The sequence below is a fragment of the Algibacter pectinivorans genome (assembly GCF_900112595.1).
Taxonomy (GTDB): Bacteria; Bacteroidota; Bacteroidia; order Flavobacteriales; family Flavobacteriaceae; genus Algibacter_B; species Algibacter_B pectinivorans.
In genome coordinates this window covers 525,506-551,081 of sequence record NZ_FOMI01000001.1, presented here as the reverse complement: position 1 = coordinate 551,081, position 25,576 = coordinate 525,506, and the positions used below count along the sequence as shown (strand labels likewise).

At 34.5% G+C, this 25,576-nt stretch carries 21 protein-coding genes and 1 tRNA gene; 14 read left to right on the top strand and 8 right to left on the bottom strand.

Annotated features, from left to right (window positions below):
- Positions 1 to 313 precede the first annotated feature (313 nt).
- Both BMY96_RS02510 and BMY96_RS02505 read left to right on the top strand, forming a co-directional pair.
- A complete protein-coding gene (locus BMY96_RS02510; RefSeq protein ID WP_092848622.1) occupies positions 314 to 967 on the top strand; it encodes a hypothetical protein in 654 nt (217 codons plus the stop codon).
- A 135-nt stretch (positions 968 to 1,102) separates the two neighbouring features.
- Positions 1,103 to 2,389, top strand: coding sequence for an endonuclease/exonuclease/phosphatase family protein (locus BMY96_RS02505; protein WP_092848619.1), 1,287 nt, complete (start codon positions 1,103 to 1,105; stop codon positions 2,387 to 2,389).
- A gap of 44 nt (positions 2,390 to 2,433) precedes the next feature.
- Here the strand turns inward: BMY96_RS02505 and BMY96_RS02500 are convergent.
- A tRNA-Gln gene (locus tag BMY96_RS02500) sits at positions 2,434 to 2,506 on the bottom strand.
- Between the two features lie 190 nt (positions 2,507 to 2,696).
- On the opposite strand from BMY96_RS02500, the gene BMY96_RS02495 reads away from it, so the two are divergent.
- Together BMY96_RS02495 and BMY96_RS02490 are read left to right on the top strand one after the other, a co-directional pair.
- A complete protein-coding gene (locus BMY96_RS02495) occupies positions 2,697 to 6,008 on the top strand; it encodes a glycosyltransferase family 117 protein (RefSeq protein ID WP_092848616.1) in 3,312 nt (1,103 codons plus the stop codon).
- A gap of 16 nt (positions 6,009 to 6,024) precedes the next feature.
- Positions 6,025 to 6,681, top strand: a complete 657-nt coding sequence (locus BMY96_RS02490) for a polysaccharide deacetylase family protein (RefSeq protein ID WP_092848614.1) — start codon at positions 6,025 to 6,027, stop codon at positions 6,679 to 6,681.
- A 213-nt stretch (positions 6,682 to 6,894) separates the two neighbouring features.
- On the opposite strand, the gene BMY96_RS02485 is transcribed toward BMY96_RS02490, so the two are convergent.
- Both BMY96_RS02485 and BMY96_RS02480 read right to left on the bottom strand, forming a co-directional pair.
- Positions 6,895 to 7,191, bottom strand: coding sequence for a thioredoxin family protein (locus BMY96_RS02485; protein ID WP_092848612.1), 297 nt, complete (start codon positions 7,189 to 7,191; stop codon positions 6,895 to 6,897).
- 143 nt (positions 7,192 to 7,334) lie between these two features.
- On the bottom strand, positions 7,335 to 8,564 hold the full coding sequence (locus tag BMY96_RS02480; protein WP_092848610.1) for a metallophosphoesterase: 1,230 nt from the start codon (positions 8,562 to 8,564) through the stop codon (positions 7,335 to 7,337).
- 168 nt (positions 8,565 to 8,732) lie between these two features.
- Here BMY96_RS02480 and polA point away from each other — a divergent pair, with 168 nt between their 5' ends.
- The 5 genes from polA (at position 8,733) to BMY96_RS02455 (ending at position 13,935) form a co-directional block, all read left to right on the top strand.
- The gene (gene polA / locus BMY96_RS02475) at positions 8,733 to 11,585 is read left to right on the top strand and encodes a DNA polymerase I (RefSeq protein WP_092848607.1); all 2,853 of its coding nucleotides are present in this window, start codon (positions 8,733 to 8,735) and stop codon (positions 11,583 to 11,585) included.
- A 12-nt stretch (positions 11,586 to 11,597) separates the two neighbouring features.
- Complete coding sequence (locus BMY96_RS02470) at positions 11,598 to 12,413, top strand: N-acetylmuramoyl-L-alanine amidase (RefSeq protein WP_245750522.1); 816 nt, start codon at positions 11,598 to 11,600, stop codon at positions 12,411 to 12,413.
- A gap of 67 nt (positions 12,414 to 12,480) precedes the next feature.
- A complete protein-coding gene (locus tag BMY96_RS02465) occupies positions 12,481 to 12,729 on the top strand; it encodes a hypothetical protein (RefSeq protein WP_092848605.1) in 249 nt (82 codons plus the stop codon).
- 19 nt (positions 12,730 to 12,748) lie between these two features.
- Complete coding sequence (locus tag BMY96_RS02460; RefSeq protein ID WP_092848603.1) at positions 12,749 to 13,135, top strand: (deoxy)nucleoside triphosphate pyrophosphohydrolase; 387 nt, start codon at positions 12,749 to 12,751, stop codon at positions 13,133 to 13,135.
- 89 nt (positions 13,136 to 13,224) lie between these two features.
- Positions 13,225 to 13,935, top strand: a complete 711-nt coding sequence (locus BMY96_RS02455) for a PmeII family type II restriction endonuclease (RefSeq protein WP_092848601.1) — start codon at positions 13,225 to 13,227, stop codon at positions 13,933 to 13,935.
- Here the strand turns inward: BMY96_RS02455 and dcm are convergent.
- Both dcm and BMY96_RS02445 read right to left on the bottom strand, forming a co-directional pair.
- The gene (dcm, locus tag BMY96_RS02450) at positions 13,881 to 15,152 is read right to left on the bottom strand and encodes a DNA (cytosine-5-)-methyltransferase (protein WP_092848598.1); all 1,272 of its coding nucleotides are present in this window, start codon (positions 15,150 to 15,152) and stop codon (positions 13,881 to 13,883) included. The two genes, BMY96_RS02455 and dcm, sit on opposite strands and share 55 nt — an antisense overlap.
- A gap of 458 nt (positions 15,153 to 15,610) precedes the next feature.
- Positions 15,611 to 15,856, bottom strand: coding sequence for a hypothetical protein (locus BMY96_RS02445; protein ID WP_092848596.1), 246 nt, complete (start codon positions 15,854 to 15,856; stop codon positions 15,611 to 15,613).
- A gap of 233 nt (positions 15,857 to 16,089) precedes the next feature.
- On the opposite strand from BMY96_RS02445, the gene BMY96_RS15915 reads away from it, so the two are divergent.
- Both BMY96_RS15915 and BMY96_RS02440 read left to right on the top strand, forming a co-directional pair.
- A complete protein-coding gene (locus tag BMY96_RS15915) occupies positions 16,090 to 16,236 on the top strand; it encodes a hypothetical protein (protein ID WP_175473497.1) in 147 nt (48 codons plus the stop codon).
- A gap of 441 nt (positions 16,237 to 16,677) precedes the next feature.
- A complete protein-coding gene (locus BMY96_RS02440; RefSeq protein WP_092848594.1) occupies positions 16,678 to 17,052 on the top strand; it encodes an endonuclease domain-containing protein in 375 nt (124 codons plus the stop codon).
- A 187-nt stretch (positions 17,053 to 17,239) separates the two neighbouring features.
- Here the strand turns inward: BMY96_RS02440 and BMY96_RS02435 are convergent, their stop codons facing one another.
- Together BMY96_RS02435 and BMY96_RS02430 are read right to left on the bottom strand one after the other, a co-directional pair.
- Positions 17,240 to 19,192 carry a YgiQ family radical SAM protein gene (locus tag BMY96_RS02435; RefSeq protein WP_092848592.1) on the bottom strand — a complete coding sequence of 651 codons (1,953 nt, stop codon included), beginning with the start codon at positions 19,190 to 19,192 and terminating at the stop codon, positions 17,240 to 17,242.
- A 123-nt stretch (positions 19,193 to 19,315) separates the two neighbouring features.
- Positions 19,316 to 20,140 carry a universal stress protein gene (locus BMY96_RS02430; RefSeq protein WP_092848589.1) on the bottom strand — a complete coding sequence of 275 codons (825 nt, stop codon included), beginning with the start codon at positions 20,138 to 20,140 and terminating at the stop codon, positions 19,316 to 19,318.
- Between the two features lie 134 nt (positions 20,141 to 20,274).
- Here BMY96_RS02430 and rimP point away from each other — a divergent pair, with 134 nt between their 5' ends.
- The 3 genes from rimP to infB all read left to right on the top strand — a co-directional run bounded on the left by rimP (position 20,275) and on the right by infB (position 24,838).
- Positions 20,275 to 20,736: a ribosome assembly cofactor RimP gene (gene rimP, locus BMY96_RS02425; RefSeq protein WP_092848586.1), complete on the top strand. Its 462-nt coding sequence runs from the start codon at positions 20,275 to 20,277 to the stop codon at positions 20,734 to 20,736.
- Between the two features lie 11 nt (positions 20,737 to 20,747).
- On the top strand, positions 20,748 to 21,980 hold the full coding sequence (gene nusA / locus BMY96_RS02420; RefSeq protein WP_092848584.1) for a transcription termination factor NusA: 1,233 nt from the start codon (positions 20,748 to 20,750) through the stop codon (positions 21,978 to 21,980).
- Positions 21,981 to 22,060: 80 nt separating this feature from the next.
- Positions 22,061 to 24,838 (top strand): translation initiation factor IF-2, encoded by a 2,778-nt coding sequence (gene infB / locus BMY96_RS02415; protein WP_092848582.1) that lies wholly within the window; start codon positions 22,061 to 22,063, stop codon positions 24,836 to 24,838.
- Between the two features lie 79 nt (positions 24,839 to 24,917).
- Here infB and BMY96_RS02410 read toward each other — a convergent pair whose 3' ends face one another.
- Positions 24,918 to 25,307 (bottom strand): SPOR domain-containing protein, encoded by a 390-nt coding sequence (locus BMY96_RS02410; RefSeq protein WP_092848580.1) that lies wholly within the window; start codon positions 25,305 to 25,307, stop codon positions 24,918 to 24,920.
- Positions 25,308 to 25,576 lie beyond the last annotated feature (269 nt).

Genomic DNA, 25,576 nt, shown 5'->3' with positions numbered 1-25,576 from the left:
TTGTTAATCTTAATAAATAACGTTTCATCTAAAAAAAAAATTTAAACCCATTGGGAACTTTCTTCTAAAATCGATATTATTTATATTTGACATCTAAATATTACAAAAAATCACATCTGCTTTTGCTGTGCTTTTATGAATTGTAGGTTTATGGTGTTGTATTAAAAGTCTATATTAAGTTAATAAAACAGTTTTAGTTTAGTATAGTTTATATGTCACAATTTATTGTGAAAAATAATTGATTAATGATGTCTTACAGTAGTTGTAACATAAGCCTTTACAGTAAAAGAGTTTGATCTTAAATTTTTAAGTTATGAAAAAAGTATTAATTATTATTCTCATTAGCTCTTTAAGTTTAAAAGCACAAAGTAAATTGTATCCTAACACAGGAAATGATTTTAATTTAGAACAAAGTATAGTCGACAATACTTTGAGTATTTCTCACCCAGACTATGTTATAACTAAATTGTTTTTATATAATAAATCTACTTTTAAGCGTACCACCTTTGATAATTATTCAAATAATATTGCCGTAGACTTAAATAAAATGGAGTCAGGGATGTATACAGTAATGGTTTATACAAATGGCGATATAGTAGTGTTAAAATTAAAAGTAGTAAATGATAATTTTAAAGAGGATATAGAGCCTACTGAAGCTATCGTTAAAACAGAGGAAATAGAAGATACTAAAGAAATAGAAAAAAGAACTCTTAAATATTACCGGGTTGTGGCTTCTATAAATGGAACTAGTATATCAAAATATAATGTATTTACCGAGAGCCGCAAAAACGGGTTAATAAAAAGAAACAAATTGGATGTTAAAAGTTATACAGGTAGGAAAAATACGTTAATAGTCTCAGCGCTGTATACCGATGGAAGCGAAGAACTTATTTATGAAACTATGCCTAAAAATCGTAGTGCTATATTTAAAAGAGACAAAGGTTTAGCAAAAACCAAGGATTTGTAAATTATAATGTTTTTAGTTAAAGTGGTGTTTTTTGCTGTATCGTAGTTTGAAAATATTTTTTTCTATAAAAAATGTTTTCAAACATAATTTCTTCCTAAAATTGATTAATGGTTTTCTATATTAAATCAATTAAAAATGGAATATTACAGAATTAAATATTTTAAAAAAAAGGAATACATTCTACGTTGTGTCACCCTTTTAAAAGAATTGCGTCGCGGTTTAGACACTAAAATTCCCGAAAGACGATTAAATGAAACCTTAATTTTTGGCTCTTGGAATATTAGAGAGTTCGATTGCAATAGCAAAAAATTCGGGCCTAGAAAAGAAGATGATTTTGTTTATATAGCCGAAATTATATCTAGGTTTGATGTATTGGCAATTCAAGAAATTAATGATGATTTGGCACCGTTACAAAAAGTTATGCGTATGCTTGGTGATGAGTATGAATATATTCTTACCGATGTTGCAGCTTGGAAAAGTGGAGGAAACAACGAGAGGCTAGGTTTTATTTACGATAAACGTACGGTTAAATTTAATGGTGTGGCAGGCGAGCTGGTGTTGCCTCAAAACATGTTAATTAGAAATAACGACGGCGTTATTGAACGGCAATTTGCTAGAACGCCGTTTAAGTGTTCTTTTCAAGCAGGATGGTTTAAGTTTAAAGTAACTACGGTACATATTTATTACGGTAAGGATAGCGAAAAATCAAATCATTTTAAAAGACGCGTTGAGGAAATTGATAAAGTAGCTAAGTTAATTAGCGAAAATGCCGAAAAAGAAGGCACTAAAAAAGACCCTAGTACAAAATGGTTTAATCCTTATAATTACTTTATTGTTGGCGATTTTAATATTGTAAACGAAAACAATGTAACCTACGATGCACTTGCTAAATATGGTTTTGAGACTATAAAAAACAGAAAAGGCTCAAATAAGGATCGTACTAAATTTTACGATCAAATTTCATATTATAAAACCTCTAATTTAGATTTTGATTGGAAAGATTCAAACCGATCAACAGGGAGAGATCATAATAATACCGATAGAATATTTAATTTCTTCAATTATATATACACCGAAGAACAATTTCCGTTGTTTAAAACAGATGTTGTAAATTATATTACACGCAATAAGGCTGCCTTTAAAGACGATATTGAAAAGTTGAAAATTAAAATTGAAGGTATTGAGGCAGAATTGGCGCTAGATACCATCTCTAAAACACGACGAAAAAGAATAGAACGTCAATTAGAAAAGGCTAAAGAAACACAAACCTACACCAAAAATTTAGTGGCTTTAAAAACCGAAGAGCTTACCGATTTTTATTTGAATTCTCCGTGGAATACCTTTCAAGTAAGCGATCATTTGCCTTTGTGGGCAGAAATTAATATCGATAAAAGCGACGAATATTTAGATAATTCCTTTTAAAATAAAAAAACCCTTACTTAAAAAGTAAGGGTTTTAAATTAATGTTGGCCCACCAGGGCTCGAACCTGGACTCTTTGGTACCAAAAACCAACGTGTTGCCAGTTACACCATAGGCCATTCGTGTAATGAGGGTGCAAATTTAATATAAAAAATACTTTGTACAAGCTTTTTATTAAAAATTTTTATCAAAATTCAATGTTTTTTTAAAGCGTATAGTATCCGGCTTATATGTTAAGACAAACTAAATAGTTACCGCTCATTTCATATTTATTGTTAAATTCGCCAAAGCAAATAAAAACACATACAAATGGCAGATGCAAACTATAAAAAATGGAATACCATTTTAGGTTGGATTTCTTTTTTAATAGCGCTTATAACTTACAGTTTAACCGTTGAACCTACCGTAAGTTTTTGGGATGCTGGCGAGTATATATTAACCTCGGCAAAATTACAGGTTGGTCATCCACCGGGAGCACCTTTATTTCAAATGCTAGGAGCGTTTTTCTCTATGTTTGCTTTAGAGCCTTCGCAAGTTGGTTTTATGATGAACATGATGAGTGCCATTGCTAGTGCTTTTACTATTCTTTTTATGTTTTGGACTATTACGCTGCTGCTAAAACATTTAGTTGCTGGGAAAAATGATATGTCTCAAGGTAAATCTATGGCTATTTTAGGTAGCGGATTGGTAGGTAGTTTAGCTTTTGCTTTTACAGATTCGTTTTGGTTTAATGCTGCCGAAACCGAAGTGTATGCCATGGCCACTTTAATTATGTCGGTTTTATTCTGGTTAGGTTTACGTTGGGAGCAAGACATGGATAAACCTCGTGGTAACCGTTGGCTTATTTTAATAGCCTTTGTTATCGGGCTTTCTTTTGGGGTGCACTTTATGGGACTATTAACCATACCAGCACTAGGACTTATTTATTACTTTAAAAATTATAAAACCATAACCATTCAAAATTTTATAATTGCAAACGTCGCCTCGGTGGGTGTTTTACTGTTTGTATTTAAATTATTAGCGCCTAACATTCTTAGAATTTTTAGTGCCATGGAAGTGTTTTTTGTAAACACCATTGGTTTGCCTTTTAATTCGGGTTCTATAATTGCAGGAATTGCTTTGGTGGCTATTATTTTTTATGCGTTAAAATATACACGTCAAAAAAATTATGTGCACTTAAATACAGCTGTACTTTGTTTAACCTTTGTTATTATTGGGTTTTCTACCTGGTTAATGTTGCCTATTCGTGCTAATGCTAACGTGGTAATTAACGAGAATAATCCGTCTAGTGCCAGAGAGTTATTAGCCTATTATAATTTAGAGCAGTATCCAGAAACACACTTGTTTTATGGGCCTCAGTTTACCGATCAATATGCGTATTTAGATGAAAACAATCCGTATGTGGATGATAAACCTAAATATGAAAAAGACGAAGAAAAAGGAAAGTACGTTGTTGTAAATAACTGGAAAAACGCAAAGCAGAATTACAACTCTAAACATGCTTCTATTTTACCACGTATGTGGAGTTCTGAGCATGCCGAAAATTACATGATGTTTTCTGGGTTTTTAGATTTTAATTTAAAACCAGAATACCGAATGGAAAACGAGCTCCGTTCGGCTGTGGCAAAGTTTAGAAATGATGTCGCACAAGGTGCTATTGATTATGAAGATTATAATAATTTTTTAAAGCAATTTAAAGATTATATCGATATTGAAAAACCATCGTTAGCGAGTAATATTGCTTACCTTTTTGAATATCAATTGGGGTATATGTACTGGCGTTATTTTATGTGGAATTTCTCTGGTAGACAAGATGATATTCAAGGACGATATGATAACCACGGCAACTGGATTTCGGGTATAAAACCTATTGACGAATGGCATTTAGGCATGTCTCAAGACAATTTGCCTAGCGATGTTAAAAATAATAAAGCTAGAAATACCTATTACTTATTGCCTTTAATTTTAGGGCTTATTGGGTTCTTCTTTTTATTTAATAAAGACAAAAAATTATTTTGGGTTATGCTTGTGTTTTTCTTGTTTACAGGAATTGCTATTCAAGTATATACCAACGTACGACCTTTTGAACCTAGAGAGCGCGACTACTCGGTAGTAGGATCGTTTTATGTGTTTGCTTTATGGATTGGTTTTGGAGTATATGCTATTTACGATGCCCTTAAAACGTATATACCTAAAACATTAGCAGCTCCAATAATTACAGTGGTTTGTTTATTGTTAGTTCCTGGTATTTTGGTTGCAAACAATTGGGACGACCATGATAGATCCGATAAATACACAGCCAGAGCTATGGCAAAAATGTATTTAGATTCTTGTGCCGAAAATGGTATACTATTTACCATTGGCGATAACGATACGTTCGCATTGTGGTACGCACAAGAAATTGAAGGGTATAGAACCGACGTTCGTGTGGTTAATACCAGTTTATTTCAAACCGATTGGTACATAGACCAAATGAAGCGTAAGGCTTACGAGAGCGACCCTATACCTTCGCAATTAACACACGAGTTATATAAGTACGGCACTAACGATTATATCATTATTCAGCAGGTTATTAATGATACCTTAAATGTTAAGCAGTTTTTAGATTTTGTAGGTAGCGATAACCCAAAAACTAAATACAAGTATGTATTGCAACAGCGTGGTGTCGATTTATCGAATGTAAGAGAGCAAGATGCTAACGCTACATATTTACCAACGCCATATTTACGTATTCCTGTAAATAAAGAAAACGCTTTAAAATCTGGTATTGTAAAGCCTGAAGATGCCGATAAAATTGTACCCGAAATTAATATTAAGGTTTCCGGTGGAGCACTTTATAAAAACCGTTTGTTAATGCTAGATATTGTTGCCAATAACGATTGGAAACGCCCTATTTACTTTACTGGCGGTAGTTTTGGAGACGACGATTATATTTGGATGAAAGATTACCTGCAATTAGATGGTATGTGCTACAAGTTAGTGCCAATTAAAACGCCTGTAGATAGAGCTAATCCGTTTGATATGGGGCGTGTAGATAGCGATTTAATGTACGAGAAAGTTAAGAACTGGGATTGGGGTAATAGCGGTAGTCCAGATATTTATCATGATGTGGAAACGCGTAAAAACTCTATTACTTATAGAGGGAATTTAGCCCGTTTATCTGAACAGTTAATTAACGAAAAGAAATTAGATAAAGCTGAAGAAATAGCAGATATAGCCATGGAAAACATGCCTGTAGAATACTTTGGTTATTACACGCTTTTAGAACCTTTTATTGGAGCGTATTACGAAGTTGGTAACAAAGAAAAAGCCCAACGTTTGTTTAAAGAAGTGGCTAATAAATACCAAGAAAACTTATCGTATTACAGCAGTTTAAAAGTGGATAAACAGGAACGTTTATTTGAGGAAATTTATACCGATATACAGCGTTATAAAGGCTTGGTTGATGTGTTAATTAGATATGATATTGAATTTGCTGAAACCGAAGGCGATATTTTTAATAATTACTTAAGGTCTTTTAATCATTTTTATGGCGATGAAGAGCCTGAAGATACCTTGAGAACGGATGCCGATATCCCTGTGGATAGCGAAGTACCTGTAGATGTGGATAGCTTAAATTAATTAACCTTATTTGGGCGTGGGCTTAACACCAGTAAAAACACCTGTTGTAGTTAAAAAGTTATTCCCGAAGTATATTTGGGAAGTGCCTACAAGCCAGAAAGTTATTTATTTAACTTTTGATGACGGACCAACGCCAGAGATTACCAATTGGACTTTAAAGGTTTTAAAGCAATACAACGCTAAGGCTACCTTTTTTTGTATTGGTAACAACGTTTTAAAGTATCCTGAGATTTTTAATAATGTTATTAATGATGGGCATGCTATTGGCAACCATACGCATAACCATATTAAAGGTTGGAAAACAAAAGCTGTAGACTATTTAGATAATGTATATAAAGCGCAGGAAGCTATTACATCTCAAATTCCAGAAGCCCATACCGTTAACCTTTTTAGACCGCCCTACGGACAAATAACACCCAAACAGGGTAAAAAACTCATGGCTTTAGGGTATAGTATAATTATGTGGGAAGTGTTGTCTTTTGATTGGGATAAGTCCATGACTCCAGAAGCTTGTTTACAGAATGTGCTTAGTAAAACTGCTGCAGGTAGTGTTATTGTTTTTCATGATAGTGTAAAGGCCAGTAAAAATATGCAATACGCTTTACCTAAAGTATTGGCTTATTTTAGCAATAAAGGATATCGTTTTGATGCTTTGAGTACGTCTATCTTTTAAGTTGTCTTTTTTACAGAGCGTACAGACGTTTGTACGTGTTATTTTAGCACCGACTTAGTTATGTTCTGGATTTGCGTTAGGGATTGCCGCGGCATCCTTTTTTTGCTGCCGTAAATGGCAAAAAAAGACCTGCCTGCCTGCCGGTAGGTATAGCAGAAAGCCCGACCCTTTATGAGTAACGCCCAAAATATGCGGCTACTACCTTTTTAAGTGTTATTTAAAATCTTGAAGTAAATTTATAAGCGTATTGGCATCTTGCTCGCCACTTTGGCGCCATTTCATTTGGCCGTCTTTATAAATTATAAGTGTGGGTGAAGACTTAACACGTAAAGCTTCGGCAAGTTCTTGATTTTTATCGACATCAATTTTTATAACTTTAGCTTTATCGCCAAGTGCAGCTGCAACATCTCTTAGTACGAGATGCATAGCCTCTGTTTGTTCGTTATTTTCTGTGTAGAAATCTAGTAATACTGGAATTTCGACATCTATAAGTTCCCCAAATTTTGACATACAATGTTTTTTATTAATCGAGTGTGCTTAATACAAACCTACGTAAATTTTTAGTATTTGCTATTTATGCGGTACAATATTGCTTAAATAGCGATGCTTAACTATAAAAATAAGCAATTTCTTTATAAATACAAGTCTTTGTATTACGAATTTGCTGTGCCTTTTTTAAGTTCTATTACGGTTACTTCTGGCCATATACCAACGCGTCCCGGATAGCCTAAATAGCCAAAGCCTCGGTTTACATTAATGTATTGCCCCATTTCTTTATAAATGCCTGCCCAATATTTGTAACGCCATTTTACAGGGCTCCACTTAATCCAGCCAGGTATTTCTATGCCAAATTGCATACCGTGTGTGTGTCCGCTTAGGGTTAAATGGTAGTGGTAATCGTCTTTTATAACTTCTTCTTCCCAGTGTGATGGGTCGTGGCTTAGTAGTACCTTAAAATCGTTAGCATGAATGTTTTGGGCTGCTTTTTTTAAATCGCCCGCTTTTTTAAAACCGCCTTTACCCCAGTTTTCTACACCAACAATGGCAATGCGTTGTCCGTTTTTTTCAATAAATCGGCTTTCGTTTAAAAGTAAATTAAAGCCCATTTCCTTTTGGATTTGCTTTAAATCGTTAAGGTTTTTGTTTTTGGCTTCGGTTGTTGGCCAATCTACATAATCGCCATAATCATGATTTCCTAATACCGAAAACACACCATCGTTAGCCTTAAGGGTGCCGAAAAGGGATTTCCAATTTTGCATTTCGGAGGCTTTATTATTTACCATATCGCCGGTAAAAAAGATAACGTCCGATTGTTGCTCGTTAATAAGGTTTATACCATATTCTATTTTTTCTTTATTATCAAAACTACCCGAGTGGATATCGCTAATTTGTGTTATTTTATACCCATCGAAAGCGTCTGGTAAGTCTTCAAAATGTAAGGTGTAATTTAAAACCCTAAAGCGGTATTTACCACGATACATACCGTAAAGTAACGATGTAAATGGTATGGCAGCTAAACCAAGGGCTACTTGACTTATAAACTTACGGCGCGATGGCAGATAGAAGTTTTCGTTTTTAGTAACTACTTTATCATAAATACCTAAAATGCCTCTAATAATATCTTCGCCCAATAAAATAGGGACCAAAACTAAGTTAAAGGATATAAAGGCCAACAGAAAACCAAAGGCATAACTTTTGGCAGGGTTTAATACACGACCCTCTGAGTATATGGTAAACTGAATTATAAAATTGGCCGCAACAAGTAATGTTAAGGCAATAAATAAATAGTGAATGTAGGTGTTTTTAGTGACTGTTTTTATGGCTTGGAAACCGTAAAAGCTTATTACAAGGTAGAAAACAATAAATAGTATCCAACGTAGCATTTTTCTTTTTTATTCAAATATACTAGTAATATAAAGTATCTTTTTAAATGCATTACTAATTTAACTTATACTTAAGATTTAGTAGGATAATGAAAGAAATCCAAATCGGTTAATAGACATTTTAATCATAACTTTTTGTAGTTTTGATATTCCATCAAAATAAACAAAATGTCCGATAACAAACGCGTATTTTTAGTTGATGCTTATGCATTAATTTTCCGTGGCTATTATGCCTTTATAAAAAACCCAAGAATAAACTCTAAAGGTCTAGATACCTCGGCTATTATGGGGTTTATGAATTCACTTTTAGATGTTATAAAACGTGAGCGCCCAGACCATTTAGCCGTTTGTTTTGATAAAGGCGGAAGTTCGGATAGGGTAGAAATGTTCGAAGCTTACAAAGCTAACCGAGACGAAACGCCCGAGGCTATAAAAATTGCAGTACCTATTATACAAGATATTTTAAAGGCTATGCATATTCCTATTATGGTAAAAGAAGGTTTCGAGGCCGATGATGTTATTGGAACCCTTGCTAAACAAGCCGAAAAAGAAGGCTACCAAACTTTTATGGTAACGCCAGATAAGGATTTTGCACAATTAGTAAGCGAAAACATTTTTATGTACCGCCCTATGTTTGGTGGTGGTTACGAAACTTGGGGCATACCAGAAGTACAGAAAAAGTTTGAAGTTACAGATCCTTTGCAGGTCATTGACTTTTTAGGGATGATGGGCGATGCCAGTGATAATATACCAGGTTTACCCGGTGTTGGCGAAAAAACAGCTAAAAAATTCTTAGCGGCTTATGGCAGTATGGAAAATCTTTTTGCTAATAGCCACGAGCTTAAAGGTAAAATGAAGGAGAAGGTGGAGGCCAACCAAGAATTAGGTTTGCTCTCTAAAAAATTAGCCACTATTATGCTAGATGTTCCGGTAACATTTAATGCTAAAGATTTTGAGTTGGACCATCCCGATATCCCGAAGGTAGTCGAGATTTTTCAAGAATTAGAATTTAGACGATTAATAGATAATTTTACTAAAACATTTTCAGATGAAGGGCAAGCTGCTACTACTACCAATACAGCTTCAGAAAAAGCAGCCCCAAAAGTAACACCAAAAGAAGCAGAAAGTGCTGGAGCAGGGCAATTTAGTTTGTTTGGAGGCGACCCAAATTCCGCGAAAGCGCCAACCGAAACAGACACGTACACCAGAAAAACGGCCGAAACCGTATCGCATTTTTACCAAAGCGTAGCACCAGGAATGGCCACTAAGTTGTTTGTTAAAAATTTAATGAACCAAACCTCGGTGTGTTTTGATACCGAAACCACGGGCTTAAACCCGCTAACGGCAGAGTTGGTTGGTATTGCATTTTCATGGGAAGTAGGCAAGGGGTTTTATGTACCGTTTCCGGAAGATAAAACCGAAGCGCAAGCCGTTATTGAGGAGTTAAGAGGCTTTTTTGAAGCTGAAAACATTCAGAAGATTGGTCAGAATTTAAAATACGATATTAAAGTATTAGCCAAATATAATGTTGAAGTAAAAGGGCCATTGTTCGATACCATGTTAGCGCATTATTTAATTAATCCAGACATGCGACACAATATGGATGTGCTGGCAGAAACCTACCTAAACTACACGCCCATTTCTATTACCGAGTTAATTGGTAAAAAGGGAAAGAATCAATTATCCATGCGCGAAGTACCTTTGGATAAGCAAACAGAATACGCTGTTGAAGATGCCGATATAACCCTGCAACTCAAAGAGCATTTTGAAAAAGAATTGGGCGAAGCCAATACCCAGAAATTATTTGATGATATTGAAGTGCCGCTATTACGCGTACTTGCTGCCATGGAGTTGGAAGGCGTTAATTTGGATGTGGCGTTTTTAAATTCGTTGTCCGAAGCCTTAAATAACGATATAAACACCCTAGAAAGTAAAATTTACGAGGTTGCTGGTGAGGAATTTAATATTGCCTCGCCAAAACAATTGGGTATTATTTTATTTGAAAAACTAAAACTTGTAGATAAGCCTAAAAAAACCAAAACAGGGCAGTATAAAACAGGCGAAGATATTTTATCGTACTTAGCTAAAGACCATGAGATTATCCAGAATATATTGGAGTTTCGTGGATTATCGAAACTAAAAAGTACCTATGTTGATGCCTTGCCATTACAGGTAGAAGCCGCTACGGGTCGTGTACATACAGATTATATGCAAACCGTTGCCGCAACAGGTCGTTTAAGTAGTAATAACCCGAATTTACAGAATATACCAATACGTACAGAACGTGGTCGTCAAGTACGAAAAGCGTTTATACCAAGAAGTGATGAGTACACTTTATTGGCTGCCGATTATAGCCAAATAGAACTGCGTATTATTGCCGCTTTAAGTAAAGAGGAAACCATGATTGAAGCCTTTAAAAACGGCGAAGATATTCATGCCTCTACCGCATCGAAAGTATTTGGAGTGCCTATTGGAGAGGTAACACGCGAGCAGCGTAGCAACGCTAAAACGGTAAACTTTGGTATTATTTATGGCGTGTCTGCTTTTGGTTTAAGTAACCAAACCGATTTATCGCGAGGCGAAGCCAAAGCGCTTATCGATACCTACTACGAAACCTACCCAAAACTTAAAAAATACATGAGCGAGCAAGTCGATTTTGCACGCGATAATGGCTATGTAAAAACGGTGTTAGACAGAAGGCGTTACCTAAAAGATATAAATTCAAGAAATGCGGTGGTGCGTAGTGCTGCCGAACGTAATGCCGTAAACGCACCTATACAAGGTAGTGCTGCCGATATTATAAAAATAGCCATGATTAACATTTACAATAAGCTCGAAGCCGGTAATTATAAAACCAAAATGCTATTGCAAGTGCATGATGAATTGGTTTTTGATGTGTATAAACCAGAGCTAGAAACCATGAAAACCCTTATTAAAACCGAAATGGAAAATGCCTTTAAAATGGAGGTTCCGTTGGATGTTGAGGTAGATACAGGTGTAAACTGGCTAGAAGCGCATTAATAATTTAAAATTTTGAGATATTTAAAATCACTTCTTATTTGTTTGCTGTTAGCAAGTTGCTCTAACGATTTGTATAAAGCGTCTAAAACCGCCTATAAAAAACAGGCCAAAGCACTTGGTAAGGATTTGCAATATATTCAGCCAGATAGTATAGGAAATCAATTGGTTGGTGTTAAGGAATCTCAGAATTTTAGTATGCGTAAGCCTAATTTTATTGTTATCCATCATACCGATCAAGAGAGTTGCGAGCAAACGTACAGAACCTTTGCGCTTAAGCGTACCCAAGTAAGTTCGCATTACGTTATTTGCGACGATGGTAGTATTACCCAAATGCTTAACGATTTGCTTCGTGGTTGGCACGCCGGAAATTCCAGTTGGGGCAACGTAACCGATTTAAACAGCGTGTCTATTGGTATTGAGTTGGATAATGATGGCGAAGAACCATTCTCTTACGCTCAAATAAATAACCTAATTTGGTTGCTAGAGCATTTAAGCGAAAAGTATAACATCCCCAAACAAAATATTATTGGTCATGCCGATGTAGCTCCAGGACGAAAAGTAGACCCAAGTGCACTGTTTCCGTGGAAAACCTTAGCCGATAGTGGTTTTGGTATTTGGTACGACGAAAGTAAATTAAACGACCTCGTGATAGACGGTACATTTAACCCCACAAAAGCCTTAAAATTTATAGGCTATAATATTACTAATCTTGAAAGTGCTATTTACTCGTTTAAGCTGCATTTTAACCCCAGCGAAGTAACGAAAAAACTCACCGAAAAAGACAAGAAGATATTGTACTTGCTGGAATTGGAGGTTTTGAAGGGGTAATGGTTTATTTTGACAAGTTGGTTGAGGTCTTTTTGATATATTAGCTAATAGAAAAAGAATAAGTAAGATGAATACTTTTGAGGTAATAGATACAGAATATATAACAGCATGTCGAACTATAGAAACAATATTGCTTAACAATCGAGATTTAACAGAAGTCTTTTTTGTCTATAATTATGAAGGTGTATCATTTAGAGTATTCAAATCGCATTTAGAATTAATAAATTTTTTTCAAAACAAATCAGAAAGCCATTTTTGTTTTGATACTGAAAATGAACTTGATGTGTTTTTAGCTGAAGTGAAATTAGTAGCATAGAAAAGTTAGAAATAAATTAATGAAAACCATACTCGTCACTTGCGCTATTATTCAATTTGAAGATAAAATTTTAGCAGTTCAAAGGAGTGAAACAATGAAACTTCCTTTAAAATGGGAGTTTGCAGGAGGAAAGATTGAGTCAGGGGAATCAGAACTCGATTGTATTAAAAGAGAGGTTTTTGAAGAACTAAATATTAAAATTGAAGTTAAAGAAAGACTAACTCCTGTTACACATCAATACCCAAACTTTAAGATTAAATTAATACCTTTTATAGCTGAATATCTTTCTGGTGAATTAAAATTAAGAGAACATTGTAGCTTTTTACTTGCTGATAAAGATGAATTGATTACTTTAGATTGGGCAGAGGCAGATTTACCTATTTTAAAAGAATTTATTGAACTATGAATCAAGGAATATATGAAAATGTAATTAGTTAATAGTAATGGATTTAGCAGTCTTTAAAAAAATATAAAATTATAAATATATTAGTTGTTATGAATGAAAATGAGCTTTTACAAATTATTACTGAATATTTTAAGGAAAAGATTTTTGAAAACCATAAAATCAATGCTTTAAAAACTCATTCAAAACTTAAATCTTATAAGATAAATCCAATTATAGTTAAATATCTTTCTAAAATTCTTGAAGATAATTTTACGCCTTTAGGGATTGCTAAGGCACTCTATTATCCAAGAATATTGGGAACTTCAATAAATACTTCCTTTGGGACAAGAATACAAAATATGTTTGTTGAATTAAATCTTGCTAACGGTTCTTTAATTAAAGGAATGGATATTGAATTTATAGATAAAGTTGACAATCGAAAAAAATGGTGTCAGCTAAAATCTGGACCAAATACAATAAATTCAGAAGACGTAAATCCGCTTTTAAAAAAATTTACAACTGTTACCAATCTTGCTAGAACTAATTCTTTGAATATGAATAACTCAGATTTAATTTTAGGAGTTCTTTATGGAGAAGAATCTCAACTGAGTCAACATTATAAGAAAATTGATACTCAATTCCCTGTAATTATAGGAAAAGAATTTTGGTATAGAATTACAGGATTTGATAATTTTTACGATAAATTAGTATCAAATCTAGATTTAATGATTTTAAACCTAGATACTGAGGACTTCTTTAAACAAGGCTATATTGCTTTGTCTAGAGAAATTGAAGCCTCTAATTTATTTGATTTCAAGTAATATTTATTAAGGAAACTAATAATAGAATACCCGATTTCTTTACCTAAATTACAAGGCACTGCATTCCCTATTTGCTTGTATTGTTGAGATACAGAACCCATAAACTTCCATTCATCTGGAAAAGTTTGGATGCGTGCATACTCTCGCACAGTAAAAGGCCTAGTTTCATCTGGATGGCAACGCTCCGTTTGCTTTTGAGCAGGACTACAAGTTAAAGTTAAACTAGGTTCATCCCAGCCAATTCGTCTAGCCATTCCTGTTTTGCCACCACCTAAATAAAAACTTTTCCCCATGTATACTTTCTGAATATCTAATGGTAAATTTCTCCAATATCCTTTTGGCGGAACTAAATCTAAAATTTCTTTTTTATGATCTGGATATTTTGAACCTTCGGATTTAGGAACATTAGAATTATATAATTTTCCTTTCTTTAAGGCATCTGATAAATTGTAAATGGTTTGATAGGGTTTTGGATATTCATATTTAATATCAATATCCTTTCTAACACCAACCAAAATTATTCGTTCACGCTTTTGCGGTACTTTATAATTTATAGCTTTTAAAACCTGAACAGGTACTACTCTATAACCTATTTCATCAAGAATTGACAACATGCCTTTTAAAGTTTCTCCTTTTTCATGAGAAAGCAACCCTTTTACATTTTCACCAATACAAATTGGCGGATTGACTTCTTTAACTGCACGAGCAAACTCATAAAACAAAGTTCCTCGAGCATCTTCTAATCCTAATTTCTTTCCTGCATAACTGAAAGCTTGACAAGGAAACCCACCTGTTACAATATCAACCTCACCATTAAATTCTTCAAAATTATAGGATTTAATATCCCCTTCTAAAACATTCCAATGAGGGCGGTTTTCTCTTAATGTTTGGCACGCCCATTTATCAATTTCGTTTAATGCAGCACATTTAATGCCCGCCTTTTCAAGTCCAATTGCTAATCCTCCTGCTCCGGCAAAGAGCTCTAAAACTTTAAATTCTTTAATTGGGTTCACTGAATTGTCTACATCTTCGTCAAAATTTTCAAACAACGGTTTGATAAGATTATTAATATCTTCTTTTTTATATATGCGATATTCACTTATAGGTTCTCTTAAAGCACAAAGTTTTCCTTCTTTGTCCCATCTTCTTAAAGTTTCTTTACTTTTACCTAGTAATTCAGCAGCTTCGGAGAGCGAATAACAATCTTTTATAACCATCTTGTTCAACATTACACAATGGTTACAAATTTATAAAAATTTAGATTAATTTTTAAGTTTTTTAAAAATTAATTTAGGCTAAATTATATATTGAAACTTTCTAGATATTCTTGTTCGAGTAATTTTAAATTTCATTCGATAATTTTATTTTCATTTTTCAAATCCTCTAAATAACGCTTCAATTGCCGCGTTGTAATCACGTCTGTCTCTAAATCCTTAGAATAAACCTTGAGTGTTCCTGGAATTGAAAGTCCGGTATTTGTGGGTGTAATCAAAACTCTCGATTGTTCTCCGTCTTCAAAAAATTCTAAAACTACATAAAGTTGTTAAGGGTCTTCGTCATGATAAGGTGTGTGAAATTTTACAATTTGCCCTCTTCTATTTGGTTTCATAATATAAATGTTTTTACCAAAATTAGAACCTAAACGAACCATAGTCAACATACAATTAGCAGCATTTTACTGATTTTCTAAAATTTGTCTACTCATAATTTCGATAGCTTCATCTTTTCCTAAAATATTACCCAATTCGGCTAGAGAGTCTTCATCTCGATAGACACCATTTCTATCATTCCAAGATAACCAATCAATTAATTTCAAACGAGACCAAGAATTCAATTCAACCATTAGCTCTTCTTTTTTTAACTCCATTATTTGGTAATACGGATGCTTTAATTTTTCTTCTTCACTTATTGGTGTATACATAATTCTACATATAGAAATTCAACATATAAATATAATGAAATTTAGTATAAAAACCTACAAATCAAAGTGTTGAATAGGGTTTGAAGTGTAAAAAACTATTAGAAATTACTTGTAAAAAATATCCGCAAAACTCTCTGTAGGTTAATCAAAACCCCCAATCCAGTCAAAATAAATAGCTATCAAGTCAACCACCCATAAGGTTTATTCATAATTTGTCCTTAAAAATAGAAATTATGATAATTACAAAAGTATTAGGACTTACAAGTGCTTTAACAAGAAGTAAAAAAGCTAAAATTACAATTTTACTAATAGAAGTCGCGGTGTTGGCACATGCGGTAGCAACAAGAAAAAAGGACACTCCTAAAAAAATAAAAAAGTAGAAGCTTAGGCTTTAGTTTGCTTGCCAATAAAAACACCCCTATGAGCTGCGCTCTGTATGTTCAATAAAAATATATTTTCATTTCGATAACCCTCAAGGGGCTAATCCAGACTCATAAGCTTTACATTAAATAATAATCAGACTAGTAACTTACGTTTTTCGTTACACTTTAATTAACTTTTATGTGTTGTAGTTTAAGTTGTAGCACAACTATTGGTTTGAGGTGTTTTTAAGTCATTTTTATTTTCACTAAATTAGAACAACCTTAATATATAGTTTAAAACCTATATAGCATGATTATATTTTAAAGGGCGCGGTATAGGTTTATAGTTTGTAGTATAAAATGTGGTTTAAAATGAAGTTCACATAAACACTAAAAATCGCAGGTAAAGATATGCCGTAACAATTGTCCCCTTGAGGGGACTTTAGGGGTGTTTCAATAATGAAAAACAAAATAATCCCATACCATCCAGAATTAAAATTTTTGGCAAGACAGCTAAGAAAAAACAGTACATTACCCGAGGTTTTATTGTGGCAATGCATTAAACAATGCGCTTACGGTGTTCAATTTCACAGGCAAGTACCTATGCTAAACTATATTGTTGATTTTTACTGTCATGAAATTGGTTTAGCTATAGAAATAGATGGACAAAGTCATGACCATTCTTTTGAATATGATTCTAAAAGACAAGCTGAATTAGAGGCCTATGAAGTTACTTTTTTAAGGTTTTCGAATCAGGAGGTAAAAAAGAATATGTTTAGCGTTTTGTTGGTGGTTGAAGAGACTGTGAAGAGGTTGAGTGAGAAAATTGATTAAATTTTTATCTAAAAACACCCCTAAAGTCCCCTCAAGGGGACAATCTACACCGATAAACTTACTCGTAAATATTAACAGAATTCATACACTTTAGCACTCATGGGCGATATAAGTTTAAGAACTCAGAATGCATTTACTTAAATAAAATATTCTTAAAAACAACAAAAAGACACTTTAGGCGTGTAAACTACCTACGCTTCTTCTTACTCTTAAATTTAGCCTTATTTTTTCGTCTGTTAAAAGGTACAGCATCATCAAAGGTGTGTTTAGCTTCGCCGGTTGGTTTGTTTTTACGCCACTTTTCGGTTTTTTCGGGCAGTAACACTTTTAATAAATCGGGTCTGCCAACTTTATTTAGCGTCTTTTTAATCCACGCTTTATTTTCATCCTTATACCAGAAGAAAAAACGATGTTGCTCGTCTTTTTCTTTACGGGTTTTAGGCGTGTTTACTTTTTTAAGCGTGTATGGATGGTAACCACTGTAGTAAATAACCGTAGCCACCGTCATAGGTGTTGGTGTAAAGCCTTGTACTTGCTCTAACTGGAAACCCATATCCTTAGTTTCGGCAGCTAGGTTTGCCATATCTTCTACTTCGCAAGCCGGATGATTCGATATAAAATAAGGGATTAGCTGTAGCTTTAAACCTTTAGCAATATTAATTTTATCGAAACGCTCCTTGAACTTATGGAAGTAACTAAACGATGGTTTACGCATTAGTTTTAAAACCGGATCGCTGGTATGTTCTGGTGCTACTTTAAGTCGGCCAGAAACGTGTTTGGTCATGACCTCCTCGGTATAATCATCTAACTCTTTAGGATCGGCATTTTTATTAAATTCTGGCACCAACATATCATGGCGAATTCCCGAACCAATAAACGATTTTTTTACTTTTGGATGACTATCAACAGCCTGATATAATTCGGTTAAAGGCTTATGCGAGGTATCTAAATTGCTACAAATAACTGGCGAGATACAACTAGGTGCCACACACTTGTCGCAGATAGCTTGTACTTTCCCTTTCATTTGGTACATGTTGGCACTTGGCCCACCAATATCAGATAAATAACCTTTAAAATCTGGCATATTAGCCACTGTATCTACTTCTTTTAAAATAGACTCTTTACTACGCGATGCAATAAATTTCCCTTGGTGTGCCGATATGGTACAGAAACTACAGCCTCCAAAACACCCACGGTGAATGTTAATAGAAAACTTTATCATTTCGAAAGCCGGAATAGGCCCTCGTTTATTATATTTTGGATGTGGTAAGCGCGTATATGGTAAATCGAAAGAGGCATCTATTTCCGCTTCTGTCATAGTAGGATACGGCGGATTAATCATTAAGGTTTTATCTCCAATTTTCTGAAAAATACGTCGTGCAGCCAATTTGTTAGACTCCTGCTCTATCACTTTAAAGTTAGATGCGTATTTTTTCTTATCCTTTAAACATACTTCATGCGACGCTATTTCAACATCTTCCCAATTGCTGTTTTTTGGTATTTTATCGTCTGCATTTAAAAGTACTGCTGTTTGGTTTACGGTGTTTATACTACTAAAAGGAACGCCTTTTTCTAGTAATCTAACCACTTCGCGTAAGGGTTGTTCGCCCATACCATAAACTAACATATCGGCCTTCGAGGTTTCTAAAATAGAAGGTAATAACTTATCGCTCCAATAATCGTAATGTGTAACACGACGCAACGAAGCCTCAATACCACCAATTAAAACCGGTACATCTGGCCATTTGTCTTTTAATATTTTGGAATAAACGGTAGTAGCGTAATCCGGACGAAAGCCAATATCGCCATTTGGTGTATAGGCATCCTTATCACGGCGTTTTTTATTCGCATTATAATTGCTAATCATAGGGTCCATGCAACCTCCAGTAACACCAAAAAATAATTTTGGAGCCCCAAGCTTAACAAAATCCTGAAGATTATCGTTTACATTGGGCTGAGGTACAATAGCCACACGTAACCCAAAACTTTCTAGCATACGGCCAATAACTGCGGGCCCAAAAGTTGGGTGATCCACATAAGCATCGCCGCTAAACAGGATAACATCTAGGGCTTCCCATCCGCGTATTTTCACCTCTTTGTTTGTGGTAGGTAACCAATCAGAAAGTTTTAACTCTTGCATAGGCTGCAAAAATAAACAAAAATAGCCGCTTAAACGCCATTAGCTATTTATTTTGGGTGCCGTACATGGCGTATTGGCTAAAATATTGATATTTAACAACGTACGGCGTGGTGGTTTTAGTTACTAAATTTTAAAAGTAACTACTGGGCGTTTGGCATGATTTACCAAATCTTCACTAATACTGCCATTAAAAAAATGCGAAATACCCTGTCTACCATGGGTGCTCATACCAATTAAATCGGCACCAATAGATTCAGAAAAATTCATAATGCCCTTTTCAATGGTCACATCGTTATAGGTGTTTAGGGTGTAGTTATCAAAATCTGCCGACGATACAAAGTCCTGCATGCGTTTACTAGTAACTTCCGAAGGCATAAATTTATTAGGCGTATTAACCGTTAACAAATGTAGTTTGGCATTAAACTTTTTGGCAAACGTTATGGCCTTTTTGTAAGTTTCTTTGCTTTCATCTTTAAAATCGGAGGCAAAAACAAAGTTAGATACATTAAAGGTTTCATGTTCTTTTTTAACAACAAGTACCGGTATTTCGGAGGTTCTAACTACCTTTTCGGTATTACTTCCAATGAGCATTTCTCGTAATCCGCTAACACCGTTAGAGCCCATAACAATTAGGTCTACATCGTACTTTTTGCAATTATGAAAAATGCCTTTAAAAATCTCGTTAAAATCTACGGTTTCGTGCACTACAACATCGCTTAGGTATCGTTTTCTTAAAATAGATTCAAACCTCTTGTGCGCTAATTTCATAAAAAACATAGCTTCAGGCAACTCGCTTTGCGTACTCATGGCATCAACTTCGTGCAAAGGCATTTCAATAAGGTGAAGCAAGTAAATTTCTGCATTATGAGTTTTAGCTAGTTGTGCAGCTACTTTTAAGGCGTTTTCGGCCTGATCAGAAAAATCGGTAGGAACAAGTATTTTTTTCATAATTTAGAAGTTGTGGTGTATCTAAATTTATGAAATATTCCTTTAAAAATCAATAAAATATTATATATTTGCATCGTTGAAAGGCGGAATTAAAGATATGAGGGGACGTAAAGTCCCCTCTTTTTATACTAAAAATGTTTAAAAAGAGAGCAAAAGAGTTACTGGAGGCGGCGTTACTAGAACGTCCAGATTTGTTTTTAATAGATTTTTCGGTAAATACAGAAAATCATATTAAGGTCATTATAGATGGCGACAATGGGGTTTTAGTAGAAGATTGTATTTTTATAAGCAGAGCCATTGAGCATAGTTTAGATGAAGAGGAGTATGATTTTTCTATAGAAGTTATGTCGGCAGGAGCAGCTTCACCTTTAACACACAAACGCCAGTATAAAAAAAATATTAAACGAACGCTAAGCGTAAGAACGAGCTCTGAAGAGATTGAAGGCACACTTACCGAAGCAACCGAAGATAATATCAAATTAGAGTGGAAAGTTAGAGAGCCTAAACCAGTTGGTAAAGGCAAAGTAACTGTTAAAAAGGAAATTAATATTCCTTACGAAAATATTGTAGAAGCAAAAGTTATGATTAAATTTTAATTTAAAGAGTTATGGAAAATATCGCGTTAATTGAATCTTTTTCAGAATTCAAAGATGATAAGCTAATTGACAGAGTAACGTTAATGGCAATTTTAGAAGATGTATTTAGAAGTGCCTTAAAAAAGAAATTTGGAGATGATGATAATTTTGATATTATTGTAAATCCAGATAAAGGCGATTTAGAAATATGGAGAAATAGAGTTGTTGTTGCCGATGGTGAAGTTGAGGAGCCTAATCAAGAAATTACAATAACTGAAGCTCGTAAAATTGAGCCTGATTTTGAGGTTGGTGAGGATGTATCTGAAGAAGTAAAGCTTATCGATTTAGGTAGACGTGCTATTTTAGCATTACGTCAAAACTTAATTTCTAAAATCCATGAGCACGATAATACTATAATTTATAAGCAATTTAAAGATTTAGTAGGAGAAATTTATACAGCCGAAGTACACCATATTCGTCATAGAGCAGTAATTTTGTTAGATGATGAAGGTAACGAAATTGTACTTCCAAAAGACAGACAAATACCTTCAGATTTCTTTAGAAAAGGAGATAATGTAAGAGGTGTAATTGATAGTGTGGAGCTTAAAGGTGCAAAACCAACTATTATCATGTCTAGAAGTTCCCCTAAGTTCTTAGAAAAATTATTTGAACAAGAAATTCCAGAAGTTTTTGATGGTTTAATTACTATTAAAAATGTGGTAAGAATACCAGGCGAAAAAGCAAAAGTAGCAGTCGATTCTTATGATGATAGAATAGATCCTGTTGGGGCTTGTGTTGGTATGAAAGGGTCTAGAATTCACGGTATTGTTCGTGAGTTAGGTAACGAAAATATTGATGTTATTAACTACACCAATAACTTGCCATTATTTATTACTAGAGCATTAAGTCCTGCACGTGTAACTTCAATTAAATTAAATGAAGAAACAAAACGTGCCGAGGTTATCTTAAAGCCAGAAGAAGTAAGTAAAGCTATTGGTAGAGGTGGTCATAACATCCGTTTAGCTGGTCAATTAACGGGTTACGAAATCGACGTATTTAGAGAAGGCGCAGAAGAAGATGTTGAGTTACGTGAGTTTACAGACGAAATTGAAGGCTGGATTATTGAAGAGTTTAGTAAAGCAGGTTTAGACACTGCAAAAAGTATATTAGAACAAGACGTTAAAGACCTTGTTAAGAGAACCGACTTGGAGGAAGAAACCATCCAAGATGTTATTAGAATTCTTAAAGAAGAATTTGAAGATTAGTAAATAAAAAGTGCAGATTTGCATTTTCATTATGTCCGAAAGGGTATAATACATATATTTGAGTATTTTAAAGGCGATTTATGGCTGAAACAATTAGATTAAATAAAGTATTACGCGAGCTTAACATCTCTCTAGATCGCGCTGTAGAATTTTTAGATTCTAAAGGCGTAGAAATAGAGAAGCGTCCAACTACAAAAATTTCTCAGGAGACTTATAATCTCTTGTCTGGAGAATTTGAAACAGATGCTAATAAAAAAGTTAAGTCTCAAGCAGTAAGCGAAGCAAAGCTAAAGGAAAAGGAAGATTTACGTATTAAACGTGAAAAAGAATTAGAAGCTAAGCAAAAAGCACAAGAAGCCAGAGAAAAAGCTAGAAAAGACGAAGTAGTTAAAGCATCTGCAGAACTTTCAGGACCTAAAACTGTTGGAAAAATAGATTTAGATCCTAAAAAGAAAGCCGATGAAACGCCTGCCGAACCTAAAAAAGAGGTTGCTAAAGCGGTTAATGAAACGCCTAAAGCGGAGTCTAAAGTTGAAGCTAAAAAGGAAGAACCTGTAAAAAAGGAAACACCTAAAGCAGAAAACAAGCCTGAAACTAAGTCGGAACCAAAAGAAGAAAGTCCTGCTAAACCACAACTTAAACAAGTGGTAGTAGATGGCGAATTGGTAACGCCAGAGGAAAAGGTAGAAACGCAATACAAAAAACTTACAGGGCCTAAAATAGCAGGAGATAAAATTGATTTATCGCAGTTTAATAAGCCTAAAAAGAAGAAAGAAGAAAAGAAACCAGTTGCCAAAGCAGGAGACGCCAATAAAAGAAAACGTCGTCGTATTAGTAAAGCTGGAGCACCACAAGATAACCGTGGCGGTGCAAGACCTGGAGGAGGAGATAGCAGATTTAGAGGAAAACCAGGTGCAGGAGCAGGTCGTCGTAATGTTGTAAAAGAAGAACCTTCAGAAGAAGATGTTAAAAAGCAAGTGCGCGAAACACTTGAGAAACTTCAAGGTAAATCTAACAGAGGGCGCGGTGCTAAAAACAGAAGAGATAAAAGAGATAAGCATAGAGAGCAAACTGAAATCGATCAACAAATCGAAGCAGCAGAAAGCAAAATCATAAAAGTAACAGAATTTGTTACGGCTAGTGAAATGGCAACTATGATGGATGTTAGCGTTACGCAAATTATTTCTGCTTGTATGTCGCTTGGTATGATGGTAACTATGAATCAGCGTTTAGATGCTGAAACATTATCTATCGTAGCCGAAGAATTTGGGTATCAAGTAGAGTTTGTTACTGCAGATATTGAAGAATCTATTGAAGAAGTAGTTGATAGACCAGAAGACTTAAAAACGCGTGCACCAATTGTTACGGTGATGGGTCACGTCGATCATGGTAAAACATCACTTCTAGATTATATACGTAAAGAAAATGTAATTGCAGGAGAGTCTGGTGGAATTACGCAGCACATTGGTGCTTATGGTGTTGAGTTAGAAAACGGACAAAAAATAGCGTTCTTAGATACACCGGGTCACGAGGCCTTTACAGCAATGCGTGCTCGTGGTGCTCAAGTTACCGATATTGCTATTATTGTAGCCGCTGCCGATGATGATATTATGCCGCAAACAAAAGAGGCTATTTCGCATGCGCAAGCTGCAGGAGTACCAATTGTTTTTGCTATTAATAAAATAGATTTACCAGCCGCTAACCCTGAAAAAATTAAAGAAGGCTTAGCGCAAATGAACCTATTGGTTGAAGATTGGGGTGGTAAAGTACAATCTCACGATATTTCAGCTAAAAAAGGTACAGGAGTAAAAGAATTATTAGAAAAAGTATTGCTAGAAGCCGAGTTATTAGAGCTTAAAGCAAACCCAAATAAACCAGCTATTGGAACTGTAGTAGAAGCCTTCCTAGATAAAGGTCGTGGATATGTGTCAACTATATTAGTACAAGCAGGAACATTAAAAGTGGGAGATTACGTGTTAGCGGGTCAGCATAGTGGTAAAATTAAAGCCATGCATGATGAGCGAGGACATGATGTTGTTGAGGCAGGACCTTCAACACCAGTATCTATTTTAGGTTTAGATGGGGCACCACAAGCGGGTGATAAGTTTAATGTATTTGCAGACGAGCGTGAAGCTAAACAAATTGCTTCTAAACGTGCACAATTACAACGTGAGCAATCGGTTAGAACACAACGTCATATTACATTAGATGAAATTGGACGTCGTATTGCATTAGGTGATTTCCAAGAGCTGAATATTATCCTTAAAGGTGATGTTGATGGTTCGGTAGAAGCCTTAACAGATTCATTCCAGAAATTATCTACTGAAGAGATTCAAGTAAATATTTTACATAAAGGTGTTGGAGCCATCACAGAAAGTGATGTGTTATTAGCTTCGGCCTCAGATGCTATTATTGTAGGATTTAATGTGAGACCAGTAGGAAACGCAAGAATGATTGCCGATAAAGAAGAAATTGATATCCGTACATACTCTATTATTTACGATGCTATTAACGATCTTAAAGACGCTATGGAAGGTATGTTATCTCCAGAGCTGAAAGAAGAAATACTTGGTACAGCTGAAATTAGAGAGATATTTAAAGTATCTAAAATTGGTACTATTGCAGGTTGTATGGTAACCAATGGTAAAATAACACGTAATGCCGGTATTCGTTTAATACGTGATGGTGTGGTTGTTTATACAGGCGAGTTAACATCGTTAAAACGATTTAAAGATGATGCTAAAGAAGTAACTAAGGGTTACGACTGTGGTATGCAAATTAAAAACTACAACGATATTAAAGAGGGCGATGTAATTGAAGCTTTCCACGAAGTAGAGGTTAAAAAGAAGTTAAAGTAAACCATATAGTTTACTAACTTGAATATAAAAAAAGAGCGACCATTTGGTCGCTCTTTTTTTGTTATTATAACGTGGTTTTTTATTTCTTAGGCTTAAAAATAAAGGCATGAGGAAATTTTGTTTTAATTTTCTTTAAAGCGCGGTCTGCTTCTAATCGTGTTCTAAAGTTTCCTGCCCAAATTTTAAAGTTTGGTGTTTCGTATTGCATAGATGGATGCCAACTGCCAAAAGCGCTTGTAAACTCCTCTTGTGCACTGTAAGCACCGGCTCTGTTGCCAGAATAAACCTGAATTTTATAACGCTCAGAGCTAGTTTCATCTTTGTTTAATTCTTTCTTTAAATCCAATAAAACGGTAATATGTTTGTCTTGATTTATGGCAACATTGCCTTGTTGAGAAAAACTATATGTCGATAGTAAAACAAAACATATAAGGCTTAAAAATTTATTTTTCAGGTTCAATGGTTTCATGCTTGTATTCTTTTTATTGTGTAACTTATTTATAATCATCTAGTAATAGAGGGTCTGTAGATTTAATAATAGTAATAGTTTATTAAATTTTATACAAATGTATACGTTATAAACTTAAATGCGGCTCTTTTTCTTATTTAGAATCCCTCTAAATTATCAATTAACAGTTCACTAACATTTCTAAAATCGACTTTTAATATTACTTTTGCGAGAGATTTTTTTAACTGCATTTTTCCATTTATAGTAATGAAAAAATCATACCAAAGTTT